The 13425-nt window shown below is 41.9% G+C and carries 12 protein-coding genes and 1 pseudogene; 11 read left to right on the forward strand and 2 right to left on the reverse strand.

All coding sequences use genetic code 11. The annotated features are described in order from the left end of the window. Window positions 1–83: 83 nt before the first annotated feature. Complete coding sequence (locus PHA78_RS05005) at window positions 84–995, reverse strand: LysR family transcriptional regulator (RefSeq protein ID WP_029184778.1); 912 nt, start codon at window positions 993–995, stop codon at window positions 84–86. Window positions 996–1208: 213 nt separating this feature from the next. On the opposite strand from PHA78_RS05005, the gene PHA78_RS05010 reads away from it, so the two are divergent. From PHA78_RS05010 to PHA78_RS05045, 8 genes and pseudogenes are all read left to right on the forward strand, one after another. Next, complete coding sequence (locus PHA78_RS05010; RefSeq protein WP_029177857.1) at window positions 1209–1982, forward strand: dihydroorotate dehydrogenase electron transfer subunit; 774 nt, start codon at window positions 1209–1211, stop codon at window positions 1980–1982. 9 nt (window positions 1983–1991) lie between these two features. Next, window positions 1992–2933, forward strand: coding sequence for a dihydroorotate dehydrogenase (locus tag PHA78_RS05015; RefSeq protein WP_029177856.1), 942 nt, complete (start codon window positions 1992–1994; stop codon window positions 2931–2933). A gap of 164 nt (window positions 2934–3097) precedes the next feature. Continuing rightward, a complete protein-coding gene (gene pyrF, locus PHA78_RS05020; RefSeq protein WP_013730369.1) occupies window positions 3098–3793 on the forward strand; it encodes an orotidine-5'-phosphate decarboxylase in 696 nt (231 codons plus the stop codon). After that, window positions 3786–4111: pseudogene (locus tag PHA78_RS05025) on the forward strand (inorganic diphosphatase). The gene pyrF and the pseudogene PHA78_RS05025 overlap by 8 nt, the downstream one beginning before the upstream one ends. Before the next feature lie 137 nt (window positions 4112–4248). Beyond that, window positions 4249–4881, forward strand: a complete 633-nt coding sequence (gene pyrE / locus PHA78_RS05030; RefSeq protein WP_014637891.1) for an orotate phosphoribosyltransferase — start codon at window positions 4249–4251, stop codon at window positions 4879–4881. Between the two features lie 108 nt (window positions 4882–4989). Further along, complete coding sequence (locus PHA78_RS05035; RefSeq protein WP_105128107.1) at window positions 4990–5916, forward strand: glycosyltransferase family 2 protein; 927 nt, start codon at window positions 4990–4992, stop codon at window positions 5914–5916. A 9-nt stretch (window positions 5917–5925) separates the two neighbouring features. Then, on the forward strand, window positions 5926–6579 hold the full coding sequence (locus tag PHA78_RS05040) for a uracil-DNA glycosylase (protein ID WP_002939547.1): 654 nt from the start codon (window positions 5926–5928) through the stop codon (window positions 6577–6579). Window positions 6580–6618: 39 nt separating this feature from the next. Next, window positions 6619–7890 (forward strand): dihydroorotase, encoded by a 1272-nt coding sequence (locus tag PHA78_RS05045; RefSeq protein WP_272158511.1) that lies wholly within the window; start codon window positions 6619–6621, stop codon window positions 7888–7890. A gap of 612 nt (window positions 7891–8502) precedes the next feature. Here the strand turns inward: PHA78_RS05045 and PHA78_RS05050 are convergent. Further along, window positions 8503–9705, reverse strand: a complete 1203-nt coding sequence (locus tag PHA78_RS05050) for an IS110 family transposase (RefSeq protein ID WP_334311302.1) — start codon at window positions 9703–9705, stop codon at window positions 8503–8505. A gap of 373 nt (window positions 9706–10078) precedes the next feature. Here PHA78_RS05050 and nt5e point away from each other — a divergent pair, with 373 nt between their 5' ends. Genes nt5e through PHA78_RS05065 form a run of 3 tightly spaced genes read left to right on the forward strand, consistent with a single transcriptional unit; the run spans window position 10079 to window position 13402 of the window. Beyond that, window positions 10079–12163 (forward strand): cell surface ecto-5'-nucleotidase Nt5e, encoded by a 2085-nt coding sequence (gene nt5e / locus PHA78_RS05055; protein WP_272158513.1) that lies wholly within the window; start codon window positions 10079–10081, stop codon window positions 12161–12163. Between the two features lie 51 nt (window positions 12164–12214). Next, entirely contained in the window at window positions 12215–12862 is a 648-nt protein-coding gene (locus tag PHA78_RS05060) for a Maf family protein (protein WP_044770853.1), read from the forward strand. Between the two features lie 51 nt (window positions 12863–12913). Continuing rightward, window positions 12914–13402: a YkgJ family cysteine cluster protein gene (locus tag PHA78_RS05065; protein WP_272158514.1), complete on the forward strand. Its 489-nt coding sequence runs from the start codon at window positions 12914–12916 to the stop codon at window positions 13400–13402. Window positions 13403–13425 lie beyond the last annotated feature (23 nt).

The following is a 13425-nucleotide window of genomic DNA, read 5'->3' on the forward strand; positions in this document are numbered from 1 at the left end:
TGAAATATTTCAAATTTCTTTTCAACGGCTTTCATAAACATATTATAACATATTATTTTGTGTTAGTCTATATAATATTGTATTTATTTTCGGTCGAATTTTACCTCTTCAAGTAGGTAATTGATGAATTTTTCTCCCATGTCGGACAGCAATGCCTTTTCGTGTTGGATATAGACCAATTCGATTTCATCATCAAATTCCAGAGGAATTGATACAATATTATCTCCATTAAGATTTGAATTGAGGATACCTGTTGCGATTGTATAGCCATCCAGACCGATTAAGAGATTGAAGAGTGTGGCACGGTCAGATACGACAATCGATTTTTTATGGTGTTCCTGGGCTAGAATTTCTTCTGCAAAGTAGAAGGAGTTGTGAATACCTTGCTCGTAGCTGAGATAGGGGAAATCTACCAAATCATCGAGAGTGATTGACTTTCTTTGTGCCAAAGGATTGGTTTTGCTGACAAATACATGTGGTTTGGCAGTGAAGAGAGTTGTATAGGATAGTCGATTGTCATCCAAAAGTTTCAGCAGAACATCACGGTTGAAATGGTTGAGGAAAAGTACTCCGATTTCTGATCGAAAATTCTTAACATCATCAATGATTTCCCAGGTCCGTGTTTCACGTAGGAAGAGTTCATAGTCTTCCATCTCAGTTTCTTTCAAGAGTGAGACAAAGGCGTTAACCACAAAGGCATAGTGTTGGGAAGATACGCTGAAGAGTTGGCGTTTTGCATTCGGATTTTTATAGCGATCTTCTAAAAGCTCTGTCTGTTCAACAATTTGACGAGCGTAGGAAAGAAACTCCATGCCATCCTTTGTCAGGGTAATACCCTTAGAATTACGGAAAAAGATTTTAATTTTCATTTCTTTTTCCAGGTCTCGTACAGCGTTGGAAAGGCTGGGTTGGGTAATGAAGAGTTGTTTGGCAGCCTCATTCATACTGCCTGTTTCTGCAATTTTGATAATATAGTATAATTGTTGGATTCTCATACCTCTATTGTAACATGATTTGACAAATTATTCTAAAAAATGTATAATGCTGAAAATATATCCTTTAACTGAGTCCAGAGAGGCGAAGAAGGGAACGTGATAAATAGGGCAAATACTGCCTTCTTTTCGTGTAACCTTGCTAGCCAGCAAGGTTTTTTCTCTATATCGACTTTCTTGTTTTCTGTGTCATTGTTATATAGAATAGGAGAAAAGATGATTTTAAAAGAACAGATGTTACTGGTGGACCAAGTCCAACTAGCGCCACGAATTTTTGCTATGACCTTGCAGGGTGATATGGTCCAAGATATGAAAATGGGGCAATTTATCCATATTCGTGTTCCAGATGATTCCATGCTCTTGCGGAGACCAATATCTATTTCCGAGATTGATCGGAATAAGTCTCAATGTCGGATTATTTACCGAGTGGAAGGTCAAGGGACGGAAGTCTTTTCGAAAATGACTGTTGGGCAGTATTTGGATGTCATGGGACCGCTTGGGAAAGGGTTTGAAGTGGCTTTTCTCAAAGAAGGTGACCGCATTCTCGTCATTGGCGGAGGAATCGGTGTTCCTCCCTTGGTGGAAGTGGCGAAACAGGCGGCGAACCGTGGTGTCAATGTCACGTCAGTCATTGGCTTTGCCACCAAAGAGGCCGTCATTTTGGAAGAGGAACTAGCCAAGTATGGTCAAGTTTATGTCACAACGGATGATGGTTCCTATGGGCGTAAGGGGAATGTCGCAACGGTCGTTGAAGAGCTGACAAACGAGTTTGCAGCCATTTACTCATGTGGGGCACCAGCTATGATGAACTATGTTGACCAACGCTTTCAGGAACATCCTCATGCCTACATTTCACTGGAGGCTAGGATGGCTTGCGGGATGGGGGCGTGCTATGCCTGTGTTGTCAAACCCAAAGAGGGACAAGAACACGAGAACAAGCGTGTCTGCAAGGAAGGTCCAGTCTTTGCGACTGGTAGTCTAATTTTGTAGGAGGTTGAAATGACAAAACGATTAGCGATTTCCTTACCAGGCTTGGACTTGAAAAATCCCATCATTCCAGCCTCAGGTTGCTTTGGTTTTGGTCAGGAGTATGCGGACTATTATGACCTCAACCAGCTTGGCTCCATTATGATTAAGGCGACTACCCGTCATCCTCGATATGGCAATGCGACTCCCCGTGTAGCCGAGACACCAGCAGGTATGCTCAATGCCATTGGACTTCAAAATCCGGGTGTTGATGTAGTCTTATCCGAAAAACTACCCTGGTTGGAACAGCATTTTCCAGACTTGCCTATCATTGCCAATGTGGCTGGTTTTTCCAATGAAGAATATGCCTATGTGTCAGGGAAAATTTCAAAGGCTCCAAACGTAAAAGCTATCGAGCTGAACATTTCCTGTCCCAATGTGGATCACGGAAACAATGGTCTTTTGATTGGACAGGTGCCAGAATTAGCCTATCAAGCAGTAAAAGCAGCAGTCGAAGCCTCATCTGTACCTGTTTACGTTAAGTTGACACCAAGTGTGGCAGACATAACCCTGTTGGCCAAGGCTGCTGAGGATGCTGGAGCGACTGGCTTGACGATGATAAATACCTTGGTTGGTATGCGATTCAATCTCAAAACTCGACAACCAATCTTGGCAAATGGTACAGGAGGAATGTCAGGCCCAGCAGTTTTTCCGGTTGCTCTCAAACTCATTCGTCAGGTTGCTCAGATGACTGATTTACCAATTATTGGTATGGGTGGTGTGGATACGGCGGACAAGGCTATAGAGATGATGGTTGCAGGAGCTTCAGCTGTAGGGGTAGGAACAGCCAACTTTACAGACCCATTTGCTTGTCCAATGATTATTCAAGACTTGCCAAAACGCATGGAAGTTTATGGTATTGATAGTTTGGAAGGTTTACGCCGAGAAATCAGACATAGCTTGGGTAAGCGTTGATAAAAGTAAAATAAAAGAGTAATATAAAGAAAATATCTCCTTTAATTAAGTCCAGAGAGGCTAGGAAGGTGTCATGTAATATGCTTGAAAGGTGATTTTCAAGCTGAATTCGTGCACATCCCTGACCGATTTGGCAGGGATTTTTGTGTACATGAAAGGATTTTATGAAAGAAACAAGACCAATTATTGCCCTTGACTTTGCAGGTAAAGAAGAAGTTCAGTCTTTTCTGGAACAGTTCCCACCAGATGAGAAACTCTATGTAAAGGTTGGAATGGAGTTGTATTATGCGGAGGGACCAGGTATCATCAATTATTTGAAAGGCTGCGGTCATAGTATTTTTCTAGATTTGAAACTGCATGATATTCCTAATACCGTCGAGTCTGCTATGAAAGTCTTGGCAAAACTCGGTGTGGATATGACCAACGTTCACGCTGCTGGTGGTGTTGAGATGATGCGGGCAGCACGAAGGGGATTGGGTAAGGATGCTGTTTTAATAGCGGTCACTCAGTTGACCTCTACCTCAGAGGAGCAGATGAGAACGGACCAGAATATACAGACTAGTTTGCAGGAAGCGGTTGTTCATTATGCTCAAAGAGCACAAGAAGCTGGTCTTGATGGGGTGGTTTGTTCAGCGCATGAGGTGGCTTTGATTAAAGATGCTACGAGTTCTGATTTTGTGTGCCTGACGCCAGGGATTCGTCCGACTGGCGGTGAAGTAGGCGATCAGAAACGAGTTATGACACCAGCAGATGCTGCTCGAATCGGTAGTGATTACATTGTGGTAGGTCGCCCGATTACAAAATCAGAACATCCTTACCAGACCTATTTGTCTATTAAAGAGGAGTGGAATCGTGGATAAGATTTATCAGATTATAATCGATAGACCTATCGGGTATATTGATAAATTTGGCAACCAGACCCCATCAATTACGGCTACATCCCAAATCTATTGGCTGGAGATGGTGAAGAGCAAGATGTTTACATCATTTCCAAAGCTGTTCGGCAGCCTTTGACATCATTCGAGGGGAAATTAGTCGCGATTATCCATCGCAGAGATGATGTCGAGGATAAATGGGTTCTGACAGGCCTTGATGAAAAACTTACCGTGACAGAAATAAAAGAGAAAACCAATTTCATTGAACAGTATTTTGATTCATGGATTGAAATGGTGGACTAGGAGAAGTCTGTAAGAATTCAACAGGGATAAATATAGTTTTTTGTAGGGTTCATAGATTGAACCAATACTTTAGGAGTGACAGGCTATTCGGCGGGATGGTCATGTTGGAATGGTACGCATTTAGAAGGAGGTCTATTATGACACTAGCAACAGAAATCGCATCACACTTATTGGATATTAAGGCAGTTCATCTGCGTCCAGAAAAGCCATTTACATGGGCATCAGGTATCAAATCCCCTATCTATACAGATAATCGTATTACACTATCTTATCCTGAAACTCGAAATTTGATTGAAGATGGCTTTGTTCAGCGTATCGAAGAAGAATTTCCTGAGGTTGAGGTGATTGCCGGAACTGCCACAGCAGGTATCCCACACGGTGCCATCATCGCTGACCGTATGAATTTGCCCTTTGCCTATATTCGTAGCAAACCAAAAGACCATGGTGCAGGGAATCAATTAGAGGGTCGCATCGTCAAGGGACAAAAAATGGTTGTCGTTGAAGACCTGATTTCTACTGGAGGGTCTGTTCTAGATGCCGTAGCAGCAGCTGAGCGTGAAGGCGCTGACGTTATTGGTGTTGTGGCAATCTTTACCTATGAATTGCCAAAGGCAGATCGTAATTTTGATAATGCTGGCGTGAAATTGGTGACGCTTAGCAATTATTCAGAGTTAATCAAGGTCGCAAAAGTACAGGGATATATCAATGCAGATGGTTTGAATCTGCTTAAAAAGTTCCGTCAAAATCAAGAAACTTGGCAGGAAGACTAGATTTAAAACGAGCCCACGCACGATTTCTGGGAACTTATCCTGTAAAATGGTATAATAGTCTCTAACGTATTTTGAGAATACAATAATTGACCGTATGAGGAGAAGAATATGATTTCAGTTATCGTGCCTTGTTTTAATGAAGAAGAGGCAATTCCCTATTTTTACGATGCTATGGAGAAAGTTCGTAAGGAGATGGGGGAACAATTTGAGTATATTTTTGTCAATGATGGTTCAAAGGATAGGACACTTAAGGTTTTACGCCAATTGTCTGGTCAAGACCGAGCTGTTCGCTATCTTTCCTTTTCAAGGAATTTCGGGAAAGAAGCTGCTCTCTATGCAGGTCTACAAGCTGCGCAAGGTGAGCTAGTGACTGTCATGGATGTTGATTTGCAAGATCCACCTGAAATGTTGATGGAAATGAAGGATATGTTGGATGGAAATCCAGATTTAGATTGCGTTGGAACCCGTCGTGTCAGTCGAGATGGTGAGCCACCGATTCGTAGCTTTTTTGCAAAATTATTCTACAAATTGATGAATAAAATCAGCCAGGTCGAGGTAGTAGACGGTGCCCGTGATTTCCGTCTCATGCGTCGTCACATGGTAGATGCCATTCTAGCTGTGTCTGAATACAATCGCTTTTCAAAAGGAATTTTTGCTTGGGTAGGATTCGAAACAGAATACTTGCCATATGAAAATGTTGAGAGGGTCGCTGGCGAAACTAGTTGGTCTTTCTGGAAATTGCTTTCTTATTCTATTGAAGGAATCATCAATTTTTCAGATACACCTTTGAATATTGCCTCCTATACAGGTTTCTTCACCTTCCTATTGTCGCTAGTTCTAATGGTTTTTGTGGTTTTCAAAACCTTGGTGTTCGGAGATCCTACAATTGGCTGGCCGTCGACTATTTGTATCATCCTATTTTTGGGAGGTCTGCAGTTGATGACCATTGGTATTCTCGGTAAATATTTGGCAAAAGTTTTCTTGGAAACGAAGAAACGTCCGATTTATATTGTTAAAGAGAAAAGTTCAAACTAGGAGCAGTTTATGGAACATTCAGCTTGGCACGAATTGATAAAGGCACAGTTGCCAGAACATTATTTTGGTAAAATCAATCAGTTTTTAGATCATGTTTATGCTGGTGGAACCATTTATCCGCCTCGTGAGAAGGTATTTGCTGCCATTCAAACAACGGATTTGGAAGAGGTTAAAGTAGTTATTTTGGGACAGGATCCCTATCACGGACCTGGTCAGGCACAGGGCTTGTCATTTTCTGTTCCGAACTCGGTACCAGCTCCGCCATCTCTTCAAAACATCTTAAAAGAATTGACGGATGATATTGGCGTCAAGCAAGATCATGATTTGACAGCATGGGCGGAACAAGGTGTGCTTTTGCTCAATGCTTGTTTAACTGTTCCAGCAGGTCAGGCAAATGGACATGCGGGGCAAATCTGGGAGCCTTTTACGGACGCTGTTATTAAGGTGGTCAATAGCTTAGACCAGCCTGTTGTCTATATTCTTTGGGGTGCTTATGCTCGCAAGAAAAAAGCGTTGATAACCAATCCAAAACATCTGGTTATCGAATCTGCTCATCCAAGTCCTCTTTCAGCCTATCGAGGTTTCTTTGGAAGCAAGCCCTTCTCACAAGCAAATGCCTACTTGACTTCACAAGGCAGAACAGGAATTGATTGGCTGCGATAATAGATGGTAATGGCTTTGGTACTACAAAGGAGAATATGAATGTTATTAGTGAAAAATGGTCGTGTATTGGATTCGCAATCTGGTTTAGACAAGGTTTGCGACATCTTGATGGACGGAAGTAAGATTGTTAAGATTGCGGAGTCTATTTCAGAAGATGTTGAGCAAGAAGTGATTGATGCGACAGGATTAGTCGTTGCTCCTGGTTTGGTCGATGTTCATGTGCATTTTCGGGAGCCAGGTCAGACCCATAAAGAAGATATTCATACTGGAGCTCTTTCTGCAGCAGCGGGTGGTTTTACTTCTGTTGTCATGATGGCTAACACTAATCCGACGATTTCAAACGTTGAAACCTTAAAAGAAGTATTGGATTCCGCTAAAAAAGAAGCTATTCACATTTATAGTGTGGCAACCATTACAGATCATTTCGATGGGCAAAATCTGACCGATTTTCCTGCTTTGCTAGAAGCTGGAGCGGTGGCTTTTTCGGACGACGGTATTCCTTTGACAAATGCTGGCGTGGTTAGAAAAGCTATGAAATTAGCCAAAGAGCAGGGCTGTCTCATCAGTCTGCATGAAGAAGACCCTGACCTGAATGGTGTCTTGGGACTCAACGAACAAGTAGCTGAAAAACATTTTCATGTTTGTGGAGCAACTGGCGTAGCAGAATACAGTATGGTCGCTCGCGATGTCATGATTGCCTATGAAACGGGTGCGCGTGTTCATATCCAGCATCTATCCAAAGCCGAGTCGGTCAAGGTGGTTGAATTTGTTCAAGGTCTCGGAGCAAACGTCACGGCAGAAGTAGCACCCCAACATTTTTCACGAACTGAGGACTTACTTCTAACAAAATGTGCCAATGCTAAAATGAATCCGCCATTACGCTTGGAAAGTGACAGATTAGCGGTTATTGAGGGATTGAAATCTGGTGTTATCTCTGTCATTGCGACGGACCATGCACCTCATCATGCAGATGAGAAAAATGTAGAGGATCTTACGCAAGCTCCTTCAGGAATGACAGGCTTGGAAACCTCGCTTTCACTTGGTTTGACGCATCTGGTGGAAGAAGGGCATCTGACCCTCGTGCAATTGTTGGAGAAAATGACTATTAATCCAGCCAAGCTCTATGGTCTTGATGCTGGCTATCTTGCTGAAAATGGCCCAGCTGATCTTGTTATTTTTGACCCAAATGCAAATCGGTTGGTCACAGCGGATTTTGCCTCGAAGTCTGCTAATTCTCCGTTTGTTGGTGATAGTCTGAAAGGACAGGTCCTTTACACCATTGCAAATGGACAAATAGTATTTGGTAAATAGGAAATGGAGGCTGGGCAAAAAGCTTAACCTCGCTTCTCAGGGTTCGTGTCAACATCTCAGCGCAGTGGTTGATTGGGTTTAACAGTCCAGTGGACTGTTAAAGGTTGGAGATAGGATTTGCGAAGCAAATCTCAGCAATTCGTGTTTTACACTCCAAATCTGACCTCTACGACTGATGCGAACAGAGTTCGCCTTATCTCCAACCTCAAACTGTCTCCCAGACAGTTTTGTAGCGAACTCTGTTCGCTCTATCTCCGACCTCCAAAGGTTCCCCAAACCTTTGGAGCTATGCGGGGGTGGGAGTTTAAAAGGTCTGGGAGACCTTTTAAAGTGGGAGATATAAGCTGACGGCAGTCAGCTCACATAAATTGATGTCTGGGGATAGACTGTTTCAGCTCAACAACTTAAAACGAAAAATTGTTGACGAACTCTTTTTCTACCATTTGTCAAGCCTATCAAGGTATTTGATGAAAAATATATCGAGTTCAATAGTCAAAATAAAGAAATTGTTTTCTTTTGGACTAAAGTTACGTGTAAAAAAGGGTACACGAAATTAACACCTTATGTTGAAAATTTTTGATAAGGTGTTACAATAATATAGCATAAACAATTTTACTGATTTTGGGTTAAAGTGTAATCGTAAAGTTTGTTATGCGTTATGAGGTAATACATTGTCCGAATGAGACGATGTATGGAGGCAATCGTGTGTGGCTTCGTAGAAGTCGTTTGCGATTGTCTTTTTCGTTTCTCATAAAAGTCGGCGATATGGCAAGGCTTGGTGTGACTGGCTGAAGCGATATTGTGAATACATTTGAACAGAATCTTTCTAGCGTAGGGATTGCCACGCTTGGTAATGTGTTCCTTAGCGAGGAAGTTGCCAGATTCATAGTGTCTCAGATCAATACCGATAAAGGCATTGATTTGATTGGCAGACTGAAAACGGCGAATATCTCCCAGTTCACCAATAATACTTGTTGCAGTAGTCTCAGCTATTCCAGGAATAGAGAGCAGAATGTCATATTCAGGTAATGGCTGAGCTAGTTCCACCATTTGGTCTAGGACAGTTTGTCTACGTTCAGAAAGTCTAAGCAATTCTTTTGCATAGTAACGCACCTCTTCTAGTATTGGAGAGGTTTTCTTGACGGCACAATAAGATTGATTAGCTAGTGCTGTAAGCTTTTCGGCTAAGTACGCCACACGCTTGTCAGAAATCCGTTTTGAGGTGGACTGACGAATGCTTTCTGAGAGTTTATCCTTGCTTAACTCAAGCACGAAGTCCTTGCAAGGAAAATCTATGACCAGGTTCCAGTATTGTTGGCCAGTTGGCGTTGATAAGATAGTCTCCAATTCAGGAAAAGTGACTTGTAAGACCTTGTGCAGACGGTTTTTAGCTCGAACGATGTCCTCAGTTAAGTTCTGATAGAAGCGACTTAAATCTCGCAGTTCTTGATAGACTTCTTCTTGGACATAAGTGGGTTTACGATTCAGCACAAATTGAGATTGAGCCAGTTTTTCGGCGTCAATTTGATCTGTTTTCCTCACACGCAAGCTATCCAGTTGCTTCTTAGCTTCTAAGGGATTAAGCCTTGTATAAGCATAGCCATTATCTTCTAGAAACGTTTGGAGACGGCGAGAATAGACACCTGTTGCTTCAAAGATGATTTCTGGTTTATGGACGGTTCTCAAATCGCCAAGTAGCCGAGCAAAGCCGAGGGCGTCATTGGACATGGTATAGCCATGAACTTTCTCACCATTGACTAGAATGGCCACTTCTGAACTTGCCTTACTCACATCAATCCCAAAAACTGCACGCATGATATTACCTCTTTGTCTTGAATGATTCCTTGTTTTAGTGATGTCATTTTCAATACTCGACGTCTGGCGTCCCACATACTTTGATAACATTCTTTCTAAAACAGGTGTCTTGCCAGTTTTTGATGCGACGTCTAGCGTCAAAAGAGTTCTCGACTTAACAAGACACCTCTACTTTAACATAAAGAAAAAGTAGTGACTACTCTCTCCCGTCGGAGATTTCCTCACTACTAATCTTAGTATGTTTTTGACCAGTCGAGTTCTTTCCCGCTCCCTTATTTCGAACCTTTTTGACATGTAAGCGATTTTAATGTTTTTGTTTTTTGATAAAAAGTGTATAATAGAGATATAAAAAATGTCGAAGAAAGGTCTATTTATGAAAAAGAAAAAAATCTTGTTGCCTGTAATGTCCACACTCTTGTTGGCTCCATTTATTTTAGCTCAACAAGTACAAGCTGCTGAGACAACGACTGCAGCTACCACAACCAATCAGCCAGCAACGTCAGTTGAAAATGTAGCAACGGAGGAAACTGTTGTTCCTGCTGCGGAAGAAACAGTAGAGGCAGTCATTATCCACACAAACGACGTTCACGGTCGCATTCTTGAAGAAAAGAATGTCATCGGTGACGCTAAGGCTGCGGCAGTCATTGAAGAAGAACGTGCCAAAGTAGAAAATACAATTGTAGTAGATGCTGGTGATGCCTTCCAAGGGCTTCCGATTTCCAACTCTACAAAAGGTGAAGACCGCGCCAATATCATGAACCAAGTCGGCTATGATGCAATGGCTGTTGGTAACCATGAATTTGACTTTGGGATGGATCAAGCAATCAAGTACAAGGAAACCTTGAACTTCCCGCTATTGAGTGCTAATACTTACGTTAATGGCACTCGTGTTTTTGAAGCTTCAACTATCGTCGATAAAACTCCAACTGTTGTAGGCGATGAATTTGTAGTTATCGGTGTAACAACACCTGAGACTGCTACAAAAACCCATCCTAAAAATGTTGAGGGAGTAATATTTACCGACCCAGTCACAGAAGTCAATAAAGTGATTGACGAAGTGGAAGCACGTGCTCTAGCAGATAATCGTGTTTACAAGAACTATATCATTCTAGCTCACCTAGGTGTCGATTCTACAACACCTGTTGAATGGAGAGGTTCAACTCTTGCTGAAGCACTTTCTAAAAATAGCAAATTAGCTGGTAAACGTGTTATTGTTATCGACGGTCATTCCCACACGGTAGAAGCGACTACCTATGGAGATAACGTTACTTATAATCAAACAGGCTCTTACTTGAACAATATCGGTAAAGTAACCTTGAAATCCGATAAATTATTGGGTGAAGCTGGTTTGATTTCTGCCGCGGATACTAAAAACGTGACGCCAAATGCTAAAATCGCAGCCTTGGTTGATGAAATTAAAGCAAAATATGAAGCTGAAAATGCTCAAGTAGTTATCGAAAATAACCCAGTGGAATTAAACGGAGACCGCTCAAACGTGCGTGTTCGTGAAACCAACTTGGGGAATGCAGTGACGGATGCGATCTATGCCTATGGTCAAACAGGATTTTCAAACAAAACTAGCCTTGCTGTGACTAACGGTGGTGGTCTACGTGCAACAATTGCTAAAGATCAGCCTGTTACAAAAGGTGATATTATTGCAGTTTTGCCATTTGGTAACATTGTTTCTCAAATCACTGTGACTGGTCAGCAAATTTATGATATGTTTACCAAGTCTTTATCATCTACATTGCAAGTGAATCCAGAAACTGGCGAGATGCTTTTAGATGAAAATGGTATGCCACTCTTTGAAGCTAGTGGCGGATTCCTACACATTTCAGGAGCAAACGTATTCTACGATCCAACTCTTCCTGTAGAAGAACGTGTTCTTCGTATCGGTATTCTTAATCCAGAGACTGGCGAATATGACGCCTTGGATCTTGAAAAAAACTACTATTTAGCAACAAATGACTTCCTTGCTGCTGGTGGTGATGGCTACACAATGCTTGGTGGAGCACGTGAAGAAGGTCCTTCAATGGACAGCGTCTTTGCTGAATATCTAAAGACAGCTGACTTATCAGCTTATGAGGTTGTCAACCCATATTCACGTATCATTCCTGTAAATTCAAGCATTGATACGGATGAAGATGGCTACCCAGACTTTATCGAAATTTTATTGGATACTGATCCAGAAAATCCAGCCTCAAATCCAGAAACTGTTCCAGCCGAAAATACGGATTCACCATCTAATCAAGTACAAAATACTTCAGCAACGGACAAGAAGGCCCCAGTTGATTCTCCGAAAGTAGGAGATAAAAAACCAGAAGTAGCAAGTCCAGTAAAAACTACAAAAGCAGGAGTCTTGCCAAATACTGGTGATCAGATGAATCTGACGCTCAGCCTGTTTGGTTTAGGTCTTGCAGGACTGGCCATGGCAGTAGGTCGTAGAAAAGAAAATTAATCAATCATCTGAAAACAGGGTCTTCGGACTCTGTTTTTGACTGGAGGAAACATGCAAACTGTATTTCAATATCAAAAAGAGGGGGATCGTGAGCAGATTAGTTCTTACGTTCTGCTTAGCAACTCCCCACGTCGTAAACAATTATTGGGATTTTTACAACCACAAATCGCATCAGTTGAAGTGGATGAGCGTGGTATCGAAGAACATTTTATGAAACAATTCGCTACAGATGATTTTCTCACTCGAGCTGCAAAAACTTGTTGTGAAATTTCCAAAGCAAAATCGGACATGGATTTGGTAACTGGTCATCTCTACATTTCTGCGGATACAATCGTCGTATCAGATGGGCAAATTTTTAACAAGCCTCAAGATTTGACAGAAGCTGAAACCATGTTACGTTCCTATTTTGGAAAGAGCCATCACGTTGTAACATCTGTCTGCCTACGGACAAGTCACTCACTGGATGTTTTTTATACGGTTGCCCAGATTGATTTTGTTGACTATTATCCAGCCCTTGAAGAGGTTATTCAATCATATATCCGTGAAAAACAGCCACTGGATAAGGCCGGTGCATACGGTATTCAGGAGCTTGACCCACGCTTTGTGGCGGGCATTTCAGGGGATATTCACACCATTATTGGTCTGCCCGTAGCCGAAGTTTCCCGCAGGATTTTTTCTGAAGAAGGTTTTGAAAAATAGCAGAGCTCAATAGCTAGTTTGTGGTATAATAATGGTCGAAAAGGAGAGTTTATGACCGTCGACATTGAAAGATACAAGCAATTGGCCCAGCAGAAGCAAGGAGAACATCGAAAATTTCTAGCAAATTTGAAGAAAAAAGCACCTAAAAATTTGGATAGAATTGTTCAAGATATTCATGCCGAAGTATTTTCTGAAATCGACTGTACAGAGTGTGCCAACTGTTGCAAAACGTTGGGACCGCTCTTTACAGAAGCAGATATTACCCGAATTGCCAAGCATTTACGCATGAAACTTCCAGTTTTTGAGGATATGTATTTGCGTGTGGATGAGGACGGAGATAAGGCATTTCAATCCATGCCCTGTCCCTTCCTTGGAGGCGATAATCTATGTAGTATCTATGACGCTCGTCCTAAAGCCTGTCGAGAATTTCCGCATACTGACCGCAAGAAGATTTATCAAATCAACAATTTAACAATAAAAAATACTCTGATTTGTCCCGCAGCCTATCTCTTTGTCGAAAAGTTACGGGAGAGAATTTAAGAGGAACAAGTAAGACAAAATAT

It is taken from the genome of Streptococcus sp. HN38 (assembly GCF_028335765.1).
GTDB lineage: Bacteria > Bacillota > Bacilli > Lactobacillales > Streptococcaceae > Streptococcus > Streptococcus suis_P.